Here is an 18,155-nt window from a genome sequence, read left to right as displayed (position 1 = left end):
CCGCCGTTTACATCGTTCGAGGCCGGGCGTATGCCCCTTTCGCAGACAATACGAACGGGCAATCATGACAGACGCTGTCCTCCTCCGCGATGCCACCGAAGCCGATCTCCCAGCCATCCGCGATATCTACAATCACGCCGTCGAGCACACGACGGCGATCTGGAACGATACGCTGGTCGATCTCGAAAACCGCCAGGAATGGATGAAGGCGCGCAAGGGCCGCGGGTTTCCGGTCATCGTCGCCGAGCTGGCAGGCAGGGTCGCGGGCTATGCCTCCTATGGCGACTGGCGCTCCTTTGATGGCTACCGCCACACCGTCGAGCATTCCGTCTATGTCGACAAGGATTGCCGCGGCGCCGGCATAGGCGAGCGCCTGATGCGGGAACTGATCACCCGTGCTGCGGCAGGAAATATCCACGTGATGATCGCCGGCATCGAGGCGGAGAACACCGCTTCGATCAGGCTGCATGAAAAGCTTGGTTTTCGCATTGCCGGCAGATTTTCCGAGGTCGGCACCAAGTTCGGCCGCTGGCTGGACCTCACCTGCATGGAGCTTCGCCTGCCTCTGGACTGATCCGGCATCCCATTGTGAAGGGCGCGCCATCTTTTTATTGTAGTCTGAGCTGTGTAAGAAAGTGGAGGCAGCCTGCTTCGCGCGAGGCGGCCTCAGAATGGTATGGAGGTGAACAGTTCAATGGCAATGCACGGATCGTCGCTCGGTCTCCTTGCCCTCGTCCTTCTGGCATTTGCGCCGGTTGCCGCCCCGGCGGCCGATTGCGGCAGCCTGGCCTCGCCGAAGCTCGACTGGCAGGAATGCACCAAGAAGAACCTGATGCTGCAGGGCAGTGATCTCGAAGGCGCCGACCTCGTCGGCACCGATTTCTCGCTGACGGATCTCGCCGGCGCCAACGTCAAATCCGCCAATCTCGAAAAGGCAACTTTGGTGCGTGCCTCACTCGAGGGCGCCCACGCCGAAGGCGCCAACTTCGCCAAGATCGAGGCCTATCGCGCCAGTTTCGCCAATATTGCCGCCGCCGGCGCCTCCTTCGCCGGCGCCGAACTGCAGCGGGCCAATTTCGCCGGCGCCACGCTTGCCGGCGCGAGCTTCGAAAAGGCCGAGCTCGGCCGCGCCGATTTCGACAAGGCGGTGCTGACGGGCACGAAATTCTCGTTCGCCAATCTCTCCCGTGCCGATCTCTCCGGCGCCACCTTCGAAGGCCCGCCGATATTCGAGCGCGCTTTCATGTTCCTGACCCGCATCGAAGGCCTTGACCTCTCGGCCGCAGCCGGGCTCGAACAGGCGCAGATCGATCTCGCCTGCGGCGATGCCTCGACCAAGCTGCCGGCCGGCCTTTCGGCGCCGACAACCTGGCCATGCCCTGCCGAACACGAGTGATTGGGCGGGGGCCGGTTAGCGCCGGACGCTGCCCCTCACCCTAACCCTCTCCCCGTAAACGGGGCGAGGGGGCTTGCCATACGAGAGGTTTGTGGGGAACGGAGAGGGTGCGGCACACCACCTTCACCCCGCAAGCGGGGAGAAGGTGCCGGCAGGCGGATGAGGGGCAAGGCTGGCTTCTGCGCCGAACGCTTACTTCCCAGCCTCGAACACCATGGAATGGCCATTGATGCAGTAGCGCAGGCCGGTCGGCGGCGGGCCGTCGGGAAAGACGTGGCCGAGATGGGCTTCGCAGTTGCCGCAGCGGATTTCGGTGCGCACCATGCCAAAGGCCGTATCGCGATGCTCGGTCACCGCATCCGGCGACACCGCTTCGAAATAGCTCGGCCAGCCGCAGCCGGCATCGAATTTCGTGTCGGAGCGGAAAAGCGGGGCATTACAGCCGACACAGCGGTAAAGTCCTGTCTCGAAGGAATCCCAATAGGGGCCGGTGAAGGCGCGCTCGGTGCCGTGCTGGCGCGTGATGCGGTACTGCTCGGGGGTGAGCTGCTCTTTCCATTCGGCATCGGTCTTATGGATCTTGGCGGTGGTTGCAGTTTCGGACATGCCATGCTCCTTTCGCCGAGGGGCGGTTCCGTTTCGCGAGAAATGTGGTGTGCCGTCGTCAGTTCATCAAGTCTAGAGCGGCGCGCCGTGAGATTGGCCGCATACCGCAATTGGGGGAAGACGCTTGCTTTTACATCCGTTAGGGAGTTTCTGTTAGGGTTAATGTTACGTGCATTGGGGATCACTGGTGTTTGAAGCAGCAATCGTCCTGCTCTACGGCCTCGTAGCCGTGGCCGCCTTGGCGGTCACGCTGTTGGAAGGCTGGGCCAACCATGACGGCTTGACGCTCCATCGTCTCGCCGGGCTTTTCGCCTGCCTGCTTTGGCCGCTAACGCTGCTGATCTTCATCCTGCACGGTTTCGTCGCCCGGCTGCTGACGCGCCGTTCTCGATCGGCGGCCTGATCCATCACCATCGCTGCGCCCCTTCGCCCTCCGATCGAAATTGCTTGAGACGCTCTACCATTTCGCCTAAGTCAGAGGGCAGCCGGTTTTCTCCGGCTTTCGTCTGTTGCTGGTAGAGGAGGAGACATGGCCGATGTCACGGCTCTGACATTTTTGGCCCTGTGTCTGCCGCTCGCCGGCGCTCTTGCCGCCCCCTTCGTCATCCGCATCTTCGGCGCTAACGGCGCCTGGCTCCTGGCGATCGCTCCGTTGCTCGCCTTCCTGCATTTCCTGCGTTTCGTTCCCGAGGTTGCGCGCGGCGAGGTCGTCACCGGCGGCTATTCCTGGGTGCCGAGCTACAATCTCTCCTTCTCCTGGTTCCTCGATGGCCTGTCGCTGGCTTTCGCGCTGCTGATCACCGGCATCGGCACCCTGATCGTGCTATATGCTGGCGGCTATCTCAAGGGACACAAGGATCAAGGCCGCTTCTTCTCCTTCATCTTTCTGTTCATGGGCGCCATGCTTGGCGTCGTCGTTTCCGACAGTTTCCTGATGCTCTTCATCTTCTGGGAACTGACATCGATCACCTCCTTCCTGCTGATCGGCTTCGATCACGAGCGTCAGGCGGCTCGCCGCGCCGCCCTGCAGGCGCTGGTGGTGACCGGCGGGGGAGGGCTCTGCCTGCTGGCCGGCCTGCTGCTGCTCTGGAACATCTCAGGCGTCACGCAGATGTCGCAGCTTATGGGATTTGGCGATGCCGTGCGCGAAAGCCCGCTCTATCTCGCCACTCTCATCCTGGTCCTTGGCGGCGCCTTCACCAAGTCGGCGCAGTTTCCCTTTCATTTCTGGCTGCCGAACGCCATGGAGGCGCCGACGCCGGTGTCTGCCTACCTGCATTCGGCCACCATGGTGAAAGCCGGCGTCTATCTGCTGATGCGGCTCAACCCGGTCATGGGGGCGACGCCGGCCTGGGAAATCCTTCTGCCCTTCTTCGGCGGGCTGACGCTGTTGGTCGGCACCGCGCTTGCCATCCGCCAGACGGACCTGAAGCTCAAGCTCGCCTATACCACCGTCTCTTCGCTTGGCCTGCTCGTCATGCTGATCGGGTTTGGCTCCGAACATGCGGTGGAGGCGGCGGCGCTCTATCTGGTGGCGCATTCGCTGTTCAAGGGCGCGCTCTTCATGGTCGCCGGCATCATCGATCACGAGACCGGCACACGTGATATCACCAGGCTCCGCGGCCTGATGCGGGCGATGCCGCTGACATGGGTAATTGCGCTTGCGGCGGCGTTCTCCATGGCCGGTCTGCCGCCATTCTTCGGCTTCCTCGCCAAGGAGGAGATCTATACGGCCCTGGTCGGCGGCGATGTCCGCGCGCTGACCTTCACCGCAATCACCGTTTTCGGCAACGCGCTGATGTTCGCCGTCGCCTTCGCGGTATCGCTGAAACCCTTTCTCGGCCAACCGGCGGAAACGCCGAACCATCCGCACGAAGCGCCTGTGCTGCTCTGGCTCGGCCCGGCCGTTCTCGCCTCCCTCGGCTTTCTTGGCGCGATCTTTTCAGACTTCACTCACGCCGTCCTGTCCTCTTCCATCGCCGCCGCCATCCGTCAGGACCCTGTAGAGATCGACATTTCGCTGACGCCGCATCTCGGCGGGCCGTTGGCGCTCTCCGCCCTGACCGCGCTGCTTGGTATCGGCGTCTATTGGCAGCTCGATCGCGCCCGCTTTTTGATGGTTGTCTTCCTGCGCGCCGCCGGGAGCGGCCCGGATCACGGTTTCGACCTTGCCATATCCGGCCTTGTTCGCTTCGCCGCCCGCACCATGCGTGTTCTCCAGCCGGGGCGGCTGCAGACCTATGTTGCCTGCACCTTCCTCTCAGTCGCCGCCATCCTCATCATTCCCCCTATCGTCTACGGTGAGCTGCCGCACCCTCCCGCCTGGCCGGCCGATGTCGAGCTTTATGAATGGGCGGTTTTGCTGATTGCCACCTTCGGCCTTGCCGCCGTGCTCGTTGCCCGCGACCGGCTGACGGCGATCGTCTCGCTCGGCATCCAGGGTTTTGCCGTCGCCATCATTTTCCTGCTGTTCGGCGCGCCGGATCTGTCCTTCACCCAGTTCATGGTCGAAACTCTGTCGGTGGTCATTCTCGCCCTGGTCATGACCAGGCTCCGTCTTTTGCCGGCCGACGGGCGCCCGCTCGGTCGCAGGGTCTTCGATGGTGCGCTTGCACTCATTTGCGGCCTCGGCTTCACGCTTCTGCTGCTGCGGGCGACCCAGGTGCCGTTCAACGACGCGCTGACGGTATTCTTCAACGCCTATTCGAAAACGATTGCCCACGGCGCCAATGTCGTCAATGTCATCATCGTCGATTTCCGCGGCACCGACACGCTCGGCGAAATCGCCGTCGTCGCCGTCACCGGCCTTGCCATCCTTGCACTGATCCGCATCCGCGCCGGCACCGAGCGCAAACTTGCGGCCAATGACCCTGCGGTGGAGACAGAGGGCTGATGAACACCCTGATTTTCCGCACGGTTGCTCCGTTCCTCACGGCATTGATGCTGCTATTTTCGGTCTTCGTGCTGCTGCGCGGCCACAACGAGCCGGGCGGCGGCTTCATTGGTGGGCTGATCGCCGCCTCGGGACTGGCGATCTATGGCATTGCCCGCGGGGTTGCCGCCGTTCGCCGCGCGCTGTTTTTCCATCCGCTGTCGCTTGCCGGCTTCGGCCTGCTGCTGTCGACGGTAGCAGGTCTTCTCTCCATTCTCTTCGCCGTTCCCTTCATGACCGGCCTCTGGATCTATCCGAACCTCTTCGGTCTCGAAGTGCCGCTGTCGAGCGTCATGCTCTTCGACATCGGCGTCTATCTCGTCGTGCTCGGCGCCATCACCTCGATCGCCCTGACATTGGAAGAAAAGGAAGTGGCATTGGAAGAAAAGGAGATGGAATGATGGAACCGCTTCTCGCGATCCTCGTCGGCCTGTTCTTCGCCGCAGCCATCTATCTGATGCTATCGAAATTCACGATCAGCATCATGCTCGGCATCGCCATCCTCGGCAATGCCGTCAACCTTCTGCTCTTTACCAGCGGCCGGCTGACGCGTGGGGTGCCGCCGATCATCCCGGCCGGTCTCGACGCCTTGCCTGCCGGCACGGCCAACCCGCTGCCGCAGGCCCTCATCCTGACGGCGATCGTCATCTCCTTCTCCTTCCTCGCCTTCCTGCTGGTGCTGACCTACCGCGCCTATCAGGACCTCGGCACCGACGACACCAGCGAAATGCGCGCCGCCGAGCCCGACGACCGGCCGCTGCCGCCATTGGGGTATTGAGGCGGATGTCGGTGTCGGTGATTACCCCCCTCAGCCCTGCCGGGCATCTCCTCCACAAGGGGGGAGATCGGCTGGGGGCGAAATCTCACCCTGGTCAGATGCCTGGGATGGGCGAAGCGGATGGGGGTGCAATTAATATATCGGGAAGCGGGCGCGTCTTGCCGACCTCCCCCCTTTTGGGGGAGGTGCCCGGCAGGGCAGAGGGGGGTGCGCCACGGTACGCCCCCTGCGATGCCGAGGGCCGTACTTGATGGCCGCTCCCACCTCCACCGTCGATCTCGCCGCCGCCCTGATCACCGCCCCGGTTCCCATCGGCCATTGGCTGGTGATCCTGCCGGTCGCCCATTGCATCACGCTGGGTGCTGTTCTGCTCATGCTGCGCAACCATCCCCGCCTGCAGGCATGGCTCGCCATCTCAGGCCTTGCGATGCTGGCACTGATCGATGCGGCGTTGCTCGCCAAGGTTTCGGCCGAAGGGCCGCTCACCATGGTCATGGGCCGCTGGCTGCCGCCCTTCGGCATCGCCTTCACTGTCGATCTCCTTGGTGCGCTGATGGCCTTCACCGCAGCCCTTGTGGCGCTTGCCGCCGGCATCTATGCGCTTGCCGATATCGGCGAAAGTGGCCGGCGGTACGGTTTCTTTCCGCTGCTCATGTTGCTGATGGCCGGTGTCAGCGGCGCCTTTCTCACTGGCGATGTTTTCAATCTCTATGTCTGGTTCGAAGTTCTGCTGATCTCTTCCTTCGGCCTGATCATCCTTGGCTCCGAACGTCAACAGATCGACGGTGCGCTGAAATATGCGGTGCTGAACCTCATCGCCACGACGCTGTTCCTGATTGGCGTCGGCATCCTCTATGCTGCCTTCGGTACGCTCAACATGGCCGATATCGCGGCAAGGGCGAAGGATTTGCGCGGTACCGCGCCGCTGATGACCCTGGCCAGCCTCTTCCTGCTCGCCTTCGGCATGAAGGCGGCAGCCTTCCCGGTTAATTTCTGGCTGCCCGCCGCCTACCATACGCCGCGCATCGTGGTCTCCGCGCTGTTTGCCGGCCTACTCACCAAGGTCGGGATCTACGCACTGATCCGGGTGATGGTCATGCTGCTGCCGGTAGAGCGACAGGAATTGAGCCTGGTGATCGCGCTTGCCGCCGCCGCGACCATTGTCGTCGGCGCTCTCGGCGCCCTTGCCGAAAACGATATCCGCAGGCTGTTCGGCTATGTCGTCATCTCGGGCATCGGCAACATGCTCGCCGGCGTCGCCCTTGGTGGCCCCGGCGGCGGCCCAGGCGGTGGCCCAGGCGGTGGCATTGACGGCGTCAGCGGCGCGGTCTTCTATGCGCTCCATTCCATGGTTCTGATGACGGCGCTTTATCTGGCTGCCGGCGAGATCGCTCGGCGTGGCGGTGGCTTTTTACTGTCCGAGCTCGGCGGGCTCTATCGGCAGAGCGGCGCCTTCGCCGCGCTCTCCCTCGTTCTCTTCCTTGCCGCCTGCGGCCTACCGCCTTTTTCCGGCTTCTGGCCGAAGGTCATTCTCGTCAAGGCCTCGCTCGATCTCGGTGACTGGTGGCTGGCGGCCGTAATCCTCGTCGGCGGTTTTCTAACGACGATCGCCTTCGGCCGCCTCTTCCTGCTCGCCTATTGGCGCCCGGCGCCGGTAGAACTGATGCCGTCCGAGGCCAGATGGCGCACCGGCCTGCCACTGGCGGCATTAACGGCGCTCACCATCGGCTTCGGCATCCTGCCGGAACAGCTGCTGGCGCTGTCGCAATCGGCCGCTGCCGGTCTTGCCGATCCAGCGGCCTATCTCCATTCGGTCTTCCCCGGAGACGCGCGGTGATCGCCTTTCTCTTCAACCTGCTGCTTGCCATTGCCTGGGTCGCCGTTACCGGTAGCGGCTCGCTGCACAATCTCGTCTTCGGCTTCCTGCTTGGCGCCCTGGCGCTGGCCGTCATCCGCGAACCTTTCGGCGGCACGGGATATCTGCGCCGCGCTCGTCTGGTGCTCTCGCTCGCCGCTCTGTTCCTGAAGGAATTGTCGTTGTCGGCTTGGAAAGTCACGCTCACCATCCTCTCGCCTGATATGAAGCTGAAGCCGGGCATCTTCGCCTTCCCTCTGACGGTGACGAGTGATTTCGAGATCACTTTGCTCGCAAACCTCATCACCCTGACACCCGGCACGCTTTCGGTCGATGTCTCCACCGATCGCCGCACGCTCTATGTCCACGCGCTCGATTGCTCCGATCCCGAGACAACCAGGCGGGATATCGCCAATGGTTTCGAACGCAAGATCATGGAGGCTTTCCGGTGATCACACCTGCCGCCATTATCGCGGTCGCATCCTCGGCTGCCCTTGTCATCCTCGGCCTGGCGTCGATTCTGACGGTCTGGCGCGTCGTTGCCGGCCCGACATTGCCGGATCGCATCCTCGCCCTCGATATGCTGACGGGCATCGCTATCGGTTTCATCGCCGTCATCGCGATCAAAACAGGCTTTTCGCTCTATATCGATATCGCCATCTCGCTCGGCCTCGTCGGCTTCCTGGCGACGGTCGCCTTCGCCCGATTCGTGCTGTCGCGCGGCAACATCAAATCGCCGGCATCTGCCTCTCCGGTAAAGACCGGCGCGAAAGGGCGTCATGCGGGAGGAAAGAAGCGATGATCGATTATATTCTGGCTGCCATTGTCGCTCTGCTGCTGATCGCCGGTGCGTTTTTTGCTCTTTCGGCGGCGATCGGCCTGGTCAGGCTGCCCGATCTCTATACCCGCATGCACGCGGCCTCGAAGGTGGGTACCGTCGGCGCCGGGCTGCTGCTCCTTGCCGCCGGTCTCTATTCGCAGGACCTGGCGATTCTCGTCCGCGCCATTGCCGGCTTCGTCTTCCTGTTGCTGACGGCGCCGGTCTCTGCCCATCTGTTGGCCAGAGCCGCCCACCTCTCGGGATATGAGCTCGGGGCTGTTTCGGTCCGCGACGATATGCACAAGCGCTGAGCCTATGCTGTGCGCTGCTTTACCAGATTTATGCAAAACTTATGCACAGGAACCTGTGAGTAAAGCTTGCCCGTGGGTGCCTTAATTCTTCATCTGTCATTTTTTCTCAAGAAAAACGACAAATAATAATTGGCCTTTTGGCCAAACGATGCTATTTGAAAATGCAAGTAGAGTTCTGATTGTGAGTTACAATCGTACTGCTTCCAAGTCCCTCAGTTTTGATTTTTTATGTCTAAACTGCGGCCATCGCCTGGGGCATGACGTAGTGGTTTGCAGTCAGGCAGTATAAGAACAGGTCTCGCTCTTCGGAATCTAGGGGTGGATTTCGCGTTTTTCGAAACAGAAGGTCGGTCATGTGCTTTTGCTGTTCGCTTCTACGAGGCGGGTCTTTGACGTAACAGTCAAAGGCCGTTTGAGCATGCTAACAGGAGAAAAAATATGACGGAAATGGCGACCGGCAATGCGCCGGAGCTGCTTGTGGAACTGACGGCCGACATCGTCGCGGCTTATGTCAGCAACCATGTTGTCCCGGTCAGCGACTTGGCAAATCTGATTTCCGACGTGCATTCGGCACTGAGCAACACGTCCGTACCGCAGCCTGCTGCGGCCATCGTCGAAAAACAGAAGCCTGCAGTCTCTGTCCGCAAGTCCGTACAGGACGAGCAGATCACGTGTCTGGAATGCGGCGGCAACTTCAAGTCCCTCAAGCGTCACCTGATGACGCATCACAGCCTCTCGCCGGAAGACTACCGCGAGAAGTGGGACCTGCCGACCGACTACCCGATGGTAGCGCCCGCTTATGCCGAAGCGCGTTCGCGCCTGGCAAAGGAGATGGGCCTGGGTCAGCGCCGCAAGCGCGGCCGCGGCTGAGCTTTTTCGAAAGCCACCAACGACAAAAGCCGGGTCTTGTGCCCGGCTTTTCTGTATGCGCTCGAGGCGGGGGCGCTGCTCTATGCTTCGCGGGCGGCCGCAGACTGTATTCCTGTACTATCAGCAAGTGTTAATATACTGATCCGCTGAGCCGGCGCTGTGCGAATCGCTTGGCCCGGGATCTGGCAAAGCCCGTCAAACACTTCAAGCCGCGGCGCGAATCGTTGCTTCTTCCCGGATCCTGTTGACCATCGACCGCAGTCCGTTCGAGCGCTGTGACGACAGGTTCTCCACCAGACCGATCTTCGAGAAAATCTCGAAGGCATCGAGCCCGGCGATCTCGGATGCCGTCTTGCCGGAATAGGTGGCGAGCACGATGGCGACGAGGCCGCGCACGATATGGGCGTCCGAATCACCCTCGAAGCTCATCACCGGGTTGTCGGGATCGCCTGTCGTATGCGTCACCAGCCACACCTGGCTGGCGCAGCCCATTACCTTGTTTTCGGACGTACGCTTCTCCTCGGCCAGGTCGGGCAGCGCCTTGCCGAGTTCGATGACATAGCGGTAACGGTCTTCCCAATCGTCCAGGAAGGCGAAGTCGTCGATGATCTGGTCGAGGGATGCCATGGAGAAGCCTTTCACGATTCAAGCAATTCCAACAAAGCTGCGCAGCGGTTCGGGTCCGGAATGCGTCAGGAAATGCTCTAGATGTGCATATAGGTGAAAGATCGGCGGATTTGAACCGTTAAAGCAATTCCAGGAAAAGTGCGAAGCGGTTTTCTGTCCGGAATTGCGCAAAACAAGGACTTACAATTCCAGGAAAAGTGCGAAGCGGTTTTCCGTCCGGAATTGCGTAAAACAAAGACCTACAATTCCGGGAAAAGTGCGAAGCGGTTTTTCGTCCGGAATTGCGTACACAAAGATAAAAAGAAACGCCGCGAGGGATGGGCATCCTCACGGCGCAGCAACATGCTGAATTAAACAGGGCAGGCACGTCAGGCATGGGGCATTTCCGCGTCATGCGGACCACCGATGCAAGTTCAGAAAAATCAGATCGCCGGCTTCGGCGTGGGTAGCGGGATCGCGCCGGTGACAACGGTCTCGGCAGAGGCGTCATCCTCGACCGGCGGCCGGTAAGGCATCGGCTGGTTCAGCGCGGCCTTTGCCTCACGCAGCTTTTCCTGGATTGCAGGTGCGGCCAGCGAAGGCATGTTGAGCGCCACCGGCACCTGCGGTTCGGCGCGCTTTGCGGTCGCCGGCGCCTCGTCCTTTAACTGGCTGTCGAGAAGTTCGTAGGCGACGCGAGCGCCTTCACGGGCCCGGTAGCCGAGCGCCGTGGCGGTTTCGGCGCCCTTGGCGCAGACCTCGGGCTTTTCCGAGCACATGCCTGTGAGATAGTCATAGGCGCCGCTTGCCGCCGTAAACGCGTCGGAAAGCTGCAATTGCGGGCCGTTGGCGAGCTTGTCGGAACTCTCCGTGCTGAAGACGGAAAGAAGCACGAGCACAAGGCCAAACCAGAAGGATCCTTTGATCAGAAACCACATTGTCGTTGCCCATCCTGTTTTCCCGTCCGGTTCTTGTCGCCGAATCAGGCCGGTTGTCCGGTGTGTTTTCACCCTACCGCCAAGTTGCGAACGCCGCTTTTCGAAACTCACGGGCATTTGCGGCAAATTTAGTTCAAATTTTAGCGAACGGTATTTGACGGACATTTTAGTCGAATGCGAGCGATCGCCGTTAAGCATCAGGGCAGCACCTGCTTGCAATTGCAGGGCTTTTGCCGGCTCGCCTTGCCACAGGAGTTAATGCAATGCTGAAATATGAGGAAAATCCGTCGCTTACCTGCTATTAACCACAAAAGGCAAAGAGCCTTCCAGATGCTTCAAAACGGGAATTTCGGGGGTTTCGGGCTGTGAACAGCGCTTTTGCCTTAGCCTTTCTTTAAGTCGCCAAGGCCTATTGTCCGGATCGATAGACAGCCTTTCGGGCGGGTATTGCGTGCGTGTATTGAGTAACATTGGCGGCTGGGTGACGGCCCTCGTAGACCGGGCGGCGACAAGCTGGCTCTCCCGGACGGGCGGCGGCGAAGCCGTGCGCCAACGCGAGCTCGCGATCCTGCGCCGCCTCGTGCTGTTCTCATCGGCCGCTCTTATTGCCGCTCCTGTCGGCCTCTCGGCGGTCACCAGTCCGGCCGTCGCCTTGCCGGCAGGTGTCGCCATGGTCTGCGCTGCCTTTCTCTTTTCCGCCGTCGGCAGCATCGCGCTCGCCCGTCAGGGCTCATCCGCCGGTATCGCGACGCAATCGGCCGAGGATTTCTTCCTTGCCGCCACCCCCGGCCTCGTCTTCTTCCTCGACCCGCATGGCAGCGTGGCGACTGTCGGCGGCCGTGACCGGCGCGATTTTCTCGCCTGGATGCGCGATCCCAAGGGCAGGGGTTTCCTGGAACAGGTGCATGTCTCCGACCGCATCCTTTTCCTGCAGGCGCTCGATGGCCTGCGCCGGGGCGAGGATGCTCAATGCGTCGATCTGCGCATCGACCGCCCCTCGGTCGCGCGTGATCAACGCCAGTTCGCTTATCTCAGAATGGACATGACGGCCCGGCGCGACGCCGATGGCGAACTTGCCGCTGTCATTGCCCAGTTGCACGATGTCTCCGTCGAACAGCAGCTGCGTGCCGAGGCTCAAAACCGCGTCGCCGATGCCGAATCGGCAAACGACGCCAAATCGCGCTTCCTCGCCGCTGTCAGCCACGAGCTGCGCACGCCGCTGAACGCTATTCTCGGTTTTTCCGACATCCTGATCGGAGAATATTTCGGCAAGTTCGAAAACGATCGCCAGCGCGAATATGTCGGCCTTGTGCGCGAATCCGGCGCGCACCTCTTGTCCGTCGTCAACACCATGCTCGACATGAGCAAGATCGAAGCCGGCCGTTACGAGCTGATCCTCGATGCCTTCGATATATCAAGCTCGGTCAAATCCTGCGAATCGATGCTGGCATTGCAGGCCAAGACCAAGGGCCTGACGCTGACCAGCCGTATCCAGCGCGGTCTCGGCGAGATCGTCGCCGATCAGCGCGCCATCCAGCAGATCCTGATCAATCTCGTCGGCAATGCCATCAAGTTCACCGAGGCAGGCGGCGTCGTCTCGGTCGATGCGGCGGCGCGCGACGGCATCCTCAAGCTAACGGTCAGCGATACCGGCATCGGTATTGCGGCCGACAAGCTGGCATTGCTCGGCCAGCCCTTCGTCCAGATCCAGAACGACTATACCCGCCGCTTCGAAGGCACCGGCCTTGGTCTTTCCCTGGTCAAGGGGCTGGTGGCGCTGCATGGCGGGCATTTCGCCATCGCCAGCCAGCCCGGCGAAGGCACGATCATCACCATCGAGATCGCGGTGGACGGCTCGGGCGCCGTGTGCGCCGAAGACGCCGGTCATGGCGCGACTGTCGAGTTCCCGCCGCGGCTGAAGGGCGCGGTCCATACAGGTGCAGAACTGGGGGAGGGGCGTTTCGATGGCCGCGCGCAAGCGAAAATCGCCTAAGGGAAAAAGGGGACGGCAGCAGCCGGGCCTCCTGATGTCAGGTGCCGCCGCCCTGGGCGGTCTCAGCCTGCAGGGCGCATCCGTGCTCGGCGGCGTCATCGGCCGCAATCCTTCGGTTGCCGGCGGCACGATCACCTTCGTCGTCATCTTCTCCTTCGTCGCCGCCAACGCGCTCTGGTATCAGCCGGGCCTGCATCCGCATCCGATTTTCCGCACCCGCGATCCGCAGTCTCCAAATGTGCTCGGCGCCCGCCGCCCAGCCGAGGAGCAGCAGGGCGACGTCACCACCTTCCGGATCGAACGGCCGGAGGATACCGCGACCACCACCAACGCAACGCCGGCGCCTGCCGCGCCCGGCCAGCAGCCGAACCAACTTGTCATGGACATCCAACAGCAGCTGGTGCGCCGTGGCCTCTATAACGGCATACCCGACGGCGTCATCGGCCCCCGCACCAGTGCGGCCATCCTGTTCTTCGAGGAAACCGTCGGCATGGTCCAGACCGGCGATCCGACACCCGGGGTACTGGCGGCGCTGAAGACCGATGCCGCCGGCCCATCGACCGTGCCCGCGGAAAAGCCGCCCGAGGATGTGAGCTCGAAGGCGGCGGCGGAAGACCCGGTGGCAGCGGCGATCCGCAGCGCCGAGAAGACCGTCAGAACCGCTTCGTCATCCGCAAAGCAGGTTCCATCAAGCGAAATCACCAATGTCGACCTGGTGCTGAAGATCCAGAAGGGTCTTTCCAACATGGCCTATGCCAATGTCGGCGTCGACGGCGTCGCCGGCGAGCAGACCCGCGCGGCCATCCGCCATTTCCAGAAGCACTACAACCTGCTCGAAGATGGCGAGCCAAACCAGGCGGTTCTGAAAAAACTCAAGGAAATCGGCGCGATTTAAACTCGAAACCGCCCTTACCATGACCGGAAACTCTCGCAGCCTCAGGGGCCTGGCGATGTTGTCTGGAACACCGCCAATTGCGGCGATCGCCGCATTGCCGCCGTCCGCGCCCCGGTCTATACCGCCCCGATGAGATTACGCGCCGACATCTTCGTTTCCGCACTCCTGCGCCGCGTCTTCGCCAGCGGCGATTTTGCCGCCGTCGAAAAGAAGGGTGCGGAGGAGGCGGGTGCGATCTTCATCCTCCAGCACTTCCGCGATGGCCTGGAAACGCTCTATGCGCCAGCGCCGCAGACCGCCTTCGGCGAGAGCGAGGCCGGCGACCGGCTGTTCGAAATCCGCCTGTCGCGCAGCGATCCGGAAGCGGTGCGTGCCATGCTGGAGCGCGAACGCAGGTTCGACCCCGATCTCTGGATCGTCGAGCTGGAGGCGGAGGAATTGGGAGACATGCTCCCGCTTGCAAAAGATGGCTGACAGCCGAGCCGAATGACCGAGGCTGTCAGCTCAGCGCGATCGCCGTCCGAGGACACGCAAGTCGCGTTGCGGCGGTGACTGTCGGATGAAGCGGTGGTTTTCCGTTTCCTGGAGCGCCGGCGCATTAGCCACTTCGGGCTTATAGGTGTAGCGATCGGCGCGGCGCCAGGCGTCCACACGTTCGTGGCATTCTTCTGGATCGAGCGCATCGAGCACCATCCAGCCGCGTGTGACGTTGTGCTGCTGTTCGGCAAGGTGTGGATAGAGCTTCTCGAGTACGAAGACGGCGTCCAGAAAGCCCATGCCGAGGCTCGTCAGCGTCGTCGCGAGCTGTTGGCCGGAAAGATCGAGCATGATGCGCTCGGCAAGCCAGCGGCTGGCCGACAGCGCATCGGCAAGCGCGGTTGCGAAATGCGTCGCCTCGCGCGAGCGGGCGAAGCGTACCAGCAAAGCCTCCTGAATATCGGTGAGCGTGCGCAGGCCGAGCCTGTCCTCGTCGGCCCGGCCGAGATGACCGGCAAGACCGAGGATACGCTCGCGCAGCGCCTCCTCATTGGCAATCCTCTGCCCCTGTAGCGCCTCCGCCTCAGTGGTCTCGGTCGGCGCCGGCGAAAGCGCAACCGTCTGCGCTTCTGTGATTGGCGCTGGCGCGGCCGCCGGCCGCGGTTGGCTCTGGCGCAGCGCCACCAGCGCATCGATGACCTTCGGCGAGAGTGAATCGCGGCTGACGATCGCCCTGACATGCGCTGCACCCTGCGTGCGCGCGATGGTAATCAGCGTGTCGTCGGCAATTGCCTTGGAGGCGGCAAGAAAAGGGGCTGCGATCTCGATCGGCTGGTTGCCGATGAACAGCGCCACGGCTGCCGGCATGTTTGCGCATTGGGAGAGCGCCGCGACCGCTTGGCGCTTGGCCTCATCGGAGGAGGCCTGGAATAGCGGCATGAAAAGCTCGGCGAATTGGCGCAGTTCGGACCGTGTCGGATGAGACAGGTTCTCAAAACTGCTGACAGTCGCCATCAATACCACGTCCTTTTTCCTGACGGCCAATGGGCCCTCTAGGTCTCGAAACCGGTCACGCACAAGAACACCCCGAAAACGCCGAACCAAGGGGAACCACGGGCCGATATGCGCTGGCGGAACGCATGTCGGACCACATGGGTTATGAACAAATCCTACACCGGTACGGTTAATGCATGCTGAAGATTTTATTAAAATTTGACGGAATTATACACGCGTGACGTGTCGCGACATCATCGGCCGGCAGTCCAACAATGCCGATTTGAAAAGGCGTTGCAGCGATTGCTCATCGCTGGTGACGGGGGGAAAGTTCAGGCGGCCCTGCGATCGCGTAGCGCGTGCAGCAGGGTTTCGCGGCTGTCGTGACCGGCCTGATAAAGGTCGAGGGCTGCGGATGCCGCAAACTGCGCCTCGACGCTCTTGACGTCGATGCGCCGTTCCGCGCACCAGGCATCGAGTGCACCGCGCAACACGTCGAGATCCTCAGGCGAGAAAGATGAATTCACCAGCAAAGACATCGCCGGCCCTCCGCATTCCGGCAAGAGCGCGCAATATCCGCGATCGACCGGTGCCCGGAAACGTGTGATCGACGATTGAACCATACGCGCATCCGAATCGGTCGCAATTAAATATTTTCATGAAGTATTTTTGCAACAGTATGCATTTCCGGCCGAGTAACCTGCCGGTGTTCATGCCAACCATATGAATTGTTTCTAATTTTATACATCGATGCCAAGCCGTGTCTCTGCGTGGGCGGGTGAAACCAAATCATCTCTTCGCGCGTTAGAGAGGAAGTAACGTGAACTGTGTTTGGCGTCCACCGAACATTAGTAAGCTGTTAACTGACATCTGTCTCAATTCGGCTAGGAACGACGCGATTTGAGTGTTTGGATCGTTGAAAGTCCTGATCACGGTATTTCAATCAGGTGCCGTGGGAAAGGCGCGAATGCCCTCGGTCCGGTCACTCCGGCACTGCAGGACGCGCTGGCTCGCACATTGGCGGGCAGGGTGAAATCCATCGCAAGTTCATCCGTCTCGGGCAGTGCATGGAGACGAGAATGGCAATAGTAGTCGCATTGGCGGATTGGCAGCCGCGGGCGCCGCGTCGCCCGGACAAACAACCCCGCGAAGCCAAGATCCTATGGTTCACCGGCGTCCGCTACGAGCGGCTGGCCGAGAGCCCCAGGCGCGTGCCGGCGCCCGCGCCGCGCGTCAACACGAAGTGACGCCTGCTCAACCTTAGCGGGCGATGAATTGCTCGCAGCCGGCTTCCGTCAGGAAGTTCCGCGCTGCCTCATCGAAACTTGCCTGCGGCGCCAGCGTCCGCAGCACGGCGTAGCCGTCCGGTCGGGCCATCTCCACCAGAATCGCCTGCTGCAATTCCTGCGGCAGGTTCTTGCGCAGGTCGGTCAGCTGGATCGGACCGCCCGCCAGCACATCGAGCGCGCCGCCGACAGAGGTCCTGTCGTTCATGCTGAAGACCTCGTTGGAGGCGCTGTCGTAGATCGCGATCGACCAGAAGGGCACATTGCCCTTGGCAGTGAAATGCACCGGCGCATCTTCGACGTCGAAGGAGCAGACGGCGGTGCGCACGAAGGGGTCGCCATTGGCAAGGCCTGCCTCGTCATATCGGCCGCCGAGCAGGGTGAAATTATTCAGGTCACCCTCCGCCTCTACACGGGTCGCCGCATCCTTGCCTGTGAAATGCGGCAGCGAAAGGATGATGACGAGGTGCAGCAGCGCGGCGCCGAAAAGGCCGGTCAGGATGGCGAAGAATATCCTAAGCATTGCCGCATCCGGTCTTGGTGAGCTTCGGCATGGCAAGGTCGATCACCCCGGAACTGCCGGCGGTCGGCGTGTCGAACAGCGTCAGCACAAGCCGGAAGGTGCCGGCCTCTGGCAAGGCCAGCCAGTTGCCCGGCTGCGCGACGGCTGAGATTTCGATCGAGAAGCTGCTGTCCGGCTGGCGCAGCACCGTCCAGGAATTGAGCGCTGCCGGATGTCCGGTCGTCACCGCCGCCGGATTGCCGCCATTGTCGGCGGTAAACAGGGTCCAGAGCCGGGCAGGCGGCGTCTGCCCGCTGATGCGGTAGCGGCAACCGGCATTCAGCCGCGCGCCATCATCGTCGACGCTCGCCGTAAAGGTCAGGCCTTCGGCGCTGCCATAAAGCAGTTTGCCGGCGCGCGCGCGGTGCGACTTGGCATAAGGATCGGCCTCGACCGTCTGCAACGCCGGAAAAGCCTCCCAGGCGCCGAGCTTGATCGCCCCGAAACCCTGTGTGGCATCCAGCGCATAAAGCGAAATCATGATCCCGCCGCCGAAGGCGACGATCAGCGTGACCAGGATGAAGAGGGGAAACCGAAACACGTCATGACCTTGGAAACCATATCAGATGAAAGGGTTACCACTGATTCTGGCGGGGTGGAATGCCACGAGACGACATGGATGCCGATCAGTCCGGTTAACGTCGAAAGCTGCCCCTCACCCTAACCCCGACGGGTGGGCCTTGGGAGATGTGTATATGCCCTAGCGTAAACGGGGCGAGGGGACGTGCCATGCGAGAGGCAGGCGAGAAACGGGGAGGGCGAGGCTATCTCCGTTCGCCCCGTTTGCGGGGAGAAGGTCCCGGCAGGCGGAGGAGGGGCCCGCCTCGCCGATCTCCT

Annotated in this window: 22 protein-coding genes; 15 read left to right on the top strand and 7 right to left on the bottom strand. The window is 61.8% G+C overall.

Annotation, left to right across the window (positions count from 1 at the left end; all coding sequences use genetic code 11):
• Positions 1-64: 64 nt before the first annotated feature.
• Both HJB84_RS04340 and HJB84_RS04335 read left to right on the top strand, forming a co-directional pair.
• Positions 65-574, top strand: a complete 510-nt coding sequence (locus HJB84_RS04340; RefSeq protein WP_207583500.1) for a GNAT family N-acetyltransferase — start codon at positions 65-67, stop codon at positions 572-574.
• Between the two features lie 120 nt (positions 575-694).
• Complete coding sequence (locus HJB84_RS04335; RefSeq protein ID WP_221115336.1) at positions 695-1,396, top strand: pentapeptide repeat-containing protein; 702 nt, start codon at positions 695-697, stop codon at positions 1,394-1,396.
• A gap of 192 nt (positions 1,397-1,588) precedes the next feature.
• On the opposite strand, the gene msrB is transcribed toward HJB84_RS04335, so the two are convergent.
• The gene (gene msrB / locus HJB84_RS04330) at positions 1,589-2,002 is read right to left on the bottom strand and encodes a peptide-methionine (R)-S-oxide reductase MsrB (RefSeq protein ID WP_207583502.1); all 414 of its coding nucleotides are present in this window, start codon (positions 2,000-2,002) and stop codon (positions 1,589-1,591) included.
• Positions 2,003-2,189: 187 nt separating this feature from the next.
• Between msrB and HJB84_RS04325 the strand changes: the two genes are divergently transcribed.
• The 9 genes from HJB84_RS04325 (at position 2,190) to HJB84_RS04285 (ending at position 9,568) form a co-directional block, all read left to right on the top strand.
• On the top strand, positions 2,190-2,405 hold the full coding sequence (locus tag HJB84_RS04325; RefSeq protein WP_207583503.1) for a hypothetical protein: 216 nt from the start codon (positions 2,190-2,192) through the stop codon (positions 2,403-2,405).
• 126 nt (positions 2,406-2,531) lie between these two features.
• Positions 2,532-4,895, top strand: a complete 2,364-nt coding sequence (locus HJB84_RS04320) for a putative monovalent cation/H+ antiporter subunit A (RefSeq protein ID WP_207583504.1) — start codon at positions 2,532-2,534, stop codon at positions 4,893-4,895.
• Entirely contained in the window at positions 4,895-5,335 is a 441-nt protein-coding gene (locus HJB84_RS04315) for a Na(+)/H(+) antiporter subunit B (RefSeq protein WP_221115335.1), read from the top strand. Before HJB84_RS04320 ends, HJB84_RS04315 begins: the two co-directional genes overlap by 1 nt.
• Positions 5,335-5,712, top strand: a complete 378-nt coding sequence (locus tag HJB84_RS04310) for a Na+/H+ antiporter subunit C (protein WP_207583506.1) — start codon at positions 5,335-5,337, stop codon at positions 5,710-5,712. Before HJB84_RS04315 ends, HJB84_RS04310 begins: the two co-directional genes overlap by 1 nt.
• Positions 5,713-5,962: 250 nt before the next feature.
• Complete coding sequence (locus tag HJB84_RS04305; RefSeq protein WP_221115334.1) at positions 5,963-7,549, top strand: Na+/H+ antiporter subunit D; 1,587 nt, start codon at positions 5,963-5,965, stop codon at positions 7,547-7,549.
• The gene (locus HJB84_RS04300) at positions 7,546-8,019 is read left to right on the top strand and encodes a Na+/H+ antiporter subunit E (RefSeq protein ID WP_207583508.1); all 474 of its coding nucleotides are present in this window, start codon (positions 7,546-7,548) and stop codon (positions 8,017-8,019) included. Before HJB84_RS04305 ends, HJB84_RS04300 begins: the two co-directional genes overlap by 4 nt.
• Positions 8,016-8,369, top strand: coding sequence for a cation:proton antiporter (locus tag HJB84_RS04295; RefSeq protein ID WP_207583509.1), 354 nt, complete (start codon positions 8,016-8,018; stop codon positions 8,367-8,369). The genes HJB84_RS04300 and HJB84_RS04295 overlap by 4 nt, the downstream gene beginning before the upstream one ends.
• Positions 8,366-8,698, top strand: coding sequence for a monovalent cation/H(+) antiporter subunit G (gene mnhG, locus HJB84_RS04290; RefSeq protein ID WP_207583510.1), 333 nt, complete (start codon positions 8,366-8,368; stop codon positions 8,696-8,698). The genes HJB84_RS04295 and mnhG overlap by 4 nt, the downstream gene beginning before the upstream one ends.
• 438 nt (positions 8,699-9,136) lie before the next feature.
• The gene (locus HJB84_RS04285; RefSeq protein ID WP_007626776.1) at positions 9,137-9,568 is read left to right on the top strand and encodes a MucR family transcriptional regulator; all 432 of its coding nucleotides are present in this window, start codon (positions 9,137-9,139) and stop codon (positions 9,566-9,568) included.
• A gap of 204 nt (positions 9,569-9,772) precedes the next feature.
• Here the strand turns inward: HJB84_RS04285 and HJB84_RS04280 are convergent, their stop codons facing one another.
• Together HJB84_RS04280 and HJB84_RS04275 are read right to left on the bottom strand one after the other, a co-directional pair.
• On the bottom strand, positions 9,773-10,195 hold the full coding sequence (locus HJB84_RS04280) for a SufE family protein (protein WP_207583511.1): 423 nt from the start codon (positions 10,193-10,195) through the stop codon (positions 9,773-9,775).
• Between the two features lie 422 nt (positions 10,196-10,617).
• On the bottom strand, positions 10,618-11,112 hold the full coding sequence (locus tag HJB84_RS04275) for a DUF5330 domain-containing protein (RefSeq protein ID WP_207583512.1): 495 nt from the start codon (positions 11,110-11,112) through the stop codon (positions 10,618-10,620).
• 451 nt (positions 11,113-11,563) lie between these two features.
• On the opposite strand from HJB84_RS04275, the gene HJB84_RS04270 reads away from it, so the two are divergent.
• From HJB84_RS04270 to HJB84_RS04260, 3 genes are all read left to right on the top strand, one after another.
• Complete coding sequence (locus HJB84_RS04270) at positions 11,564-13,105, top strand: HAMP domain-containing sensor histidine kinase (RefSeq protein WP_207583513.1); 1,542 nt, start codon at positions 11,564-11,566, stop codon at positions 13,103-13,105.
• A complete protein-coding gene (locus HJB84_RS04265) occupies positions 13,077-14,000 on the top strand; it encodes a peptidoglycan-binding domain-containing protein (protein WP_207583514.1) in 924 nt (307 codons plus the stop codon). Before HJB84_RS04270 ends, HJB84_RS04265 begins: the two co-directional genes overlap by 29 nt.
• 129 nt (positions 14,001-14,129) lie before the next feature.
• Positions 14,130-14,474, top strand: coding sequence for a DUF1491 family protein (locus HJB84_RS04260; RefSeq protein WP_207583515.1), 345 nt, complete (start codon positions 14,130-14,132; stop codon positions 14,472-14,474).
• Between the two features lie 30 nt (positions 14,475-14,504).
• On the opposite strand, the gene HJB84_RS04255 is transcribed toward HJB84_RS04260, so the two are convergent.
• Positions 14,505-15,554 carry a DUF2336 domain-containing protein gene (locus tag HJB84_RS04255; RefSeq protein ID WP_207583516.1) on the bottom strand — a complete coding sequence of 350 codons (1,050 nt, stop codon included), beginning with the start codon at positions 15,552-15,554 and terminating at the stop codon, positions 14,505-14,507.
• Between the two features lie 248 nt (positions 15,555-15,802).
• Positions 15,803-16,009 carry a hypothetical protein gene (locus HJB84_RS04250; RefSeq protein WP_207583517.1) on the bottom strand — a complete coding sequence of 69 codons (207 nt, stop codon included), beginning with the start codon at positions 16,007-16,009 and terminating at the stop codon, positions 15,803-15,805.
• 540 nt (positions 16,010-16,549) lie between these two features.
• Between HJB84_RS04250 and HJB84_RS04245 the strand changes: the two genes are divergently transcribed.
• On the top strand, positions 16,550-16,717 hold the full coding sequence (locus HJB84_RS04245; protein ID WP_207583518.1) for a hypothetical protein: 168 nt from the start codon (positions 16,550-16,552) through the stop codon (positions 16,715-16,717).
• 13 nt (positions 16,718-16,730) lie between these two features.
• Here HJB84_RS04245 and HJB84_RS04240 read toward each other — a convergent pair whose 3' ends face one another.
• Both HJB84_RS04240 and HJB84_RS04235 read right to left on the bottom strand, forming a co-directional pair.
• Positions 16,731-17,279: a DUF1254 domain-containing protein gene (locus HJB84_RS04240; RefSeq protein ID WP_207583519.1), complete on the bottom strand. Its 549-nt coding sequence runs from the start codon at positions 17,277-17,279 to the stop codon at positions 16,731-16,733.
• Positions 17,272-17,859: a DUF1214 domain-containing protein gene (locus tag HJB84_RS04235; protein WP_207583520.1), complete on the bottom strand. Its 588-nt coding sequence runs from the start codon at positions 17,857-17,859 to the stop codon at positions 17,272-17,274. Before HJB84_RS04235 ends, HJB84_RS04240 begins: the two co-directional genes overlap by 8 nt.
• Positions 17,860-18,155: the final 296 nt, after the last annotated feature.

It is taken from the genome of Rhizobium sp. NZLR1b (assembly GCF_019685155.1).
In the GTDB taxonomy this organism is placed as follows: Bacteria; Pseudomonadota; Alphaproteobacteria; order Rhizobiales; family Rhizobiaceae; genus Rhizobium.
The sequence above is the reverse complement of the archived record's forward strand: the minus strand, read 5'-3'. Positions and strand labels throughout refer to the sequence as shown.

Excerpts from the sequence above, each read along its gene's own strand:
- HJB84_RS04285 (WP_007626776.1), top strand. The coding sequence starts at position 9,137 with ATGACGGAAATGGCGACCGGCAATGCGCCGGAGCTGCTTGTGGAACTG.
- HJB84_RS04260 (WP_207583515.1), top strand. The coding sequence starts at position 14,130 with ATGAGATTACGCGCCGACATCTTCGTTTCCGCACTCCTGCGCCGCGTC.
- HJB84_RS04305 (WP_221115334.1), top strand. The coding sequence starts at position 5,963 with ATGGCCGCTCCCACCTCCACCGTCGATCTCGCCGCCGCCCTGATCACC.
- HJB84_RS04275 (WP_207583512.1), bottom strand. The coding sequence starts at position 11,112 with ATGTGGTTTCTGATCAAAGGATCCTTCTGGTTTGGCCTTGTGCTCGTG.
- HJB84_RS04245 (WP_207583518.1), top strand. The coding sequence starts at position 16,550 with ATGGCAATAGTAGTCGCATTGGCGGATTGGCAGCCGCGGGCGCCGCGT.
- HJB84_RS04240 (WP_207583519.1), bottom strand. The coding sequence starts at position 17,279 with ATGCTTAGGATATTCTTCGCCATCCTGACCGGCCTTTTCGGCGCCGCG.
- HJB84_RS04320 (WP_207583504.1), top strand. The coding sequence starts at position 2,532 with ATGGCCGATGTCACGGCTCTGACATTTTTGGCCCTGTGTCTGCCGCTC.
- HJB84_RS04265 (WP_207583514.1), top strand. The coding sequence starts at position 13,077 with ATGGCCGCGCGCAAGCGAAAATCGCCTAAGGGAAAAAGGGGACGGCAG.
- HJB84_RS04250 (WP_207583517.1), bottom strand. The coding sequence starts at position 16,009 with ATGTCTTTGCTGGTGAATTCATCTTTCTCGCCTGAGGATCTCGACGTG.
- HJB84_RS04280 (WP_207583511.1), bottom strand. The coding sequence starts at position 10,195 with ATGGCATCCCTCGACCAGATCATCGACGACTTCGCCTTCCTGGACGAT.
- mnhG (WP_207583510.1), top strand. The coding sequence starts at position 8,366 with ATGATCGATTATATTCTGGCTGCCATTGTCGCTCTGCTGCTGATCGCC.
- HJB84_RS04340 (WP_207583500.1), top strand. The coding sequence starts at position 65 with ATGACAGACGCTGTCCTCCTCCGCGATGCCACCGAAGCCGATCTCCCA.
- HJB84_RS04335 (WP_221115336.1), top strand. The coding sequence starts at position 695 with ATGGCAATGCACGGATCGTCGCTCGGTCTCCTTGCCCTCGTCCTTCTG.
- HJB84_RS04315 (WP_221115335.1), top strand. The coding sequence starts at position 4,895 with ATGAACACCCTGATTTTCCGCACGGTTGCTCCGTTCCTCACGGCATTG.
- HJB84_RS04310 (WP_207583506.1), top strand. The coding sequence starts at position 5,335 with ATGGAACCGCTTCTCGCGATCCTCGTCGGCCTGTTCTTCGCCGCAGCC.
- msrB (WP_207583502.1), bottom strand. The coding sequence starts at position 2,002 with ATGTCCGAAACTGCAACCACCGCCAAGATCCATAAGACCGATGCCGAA.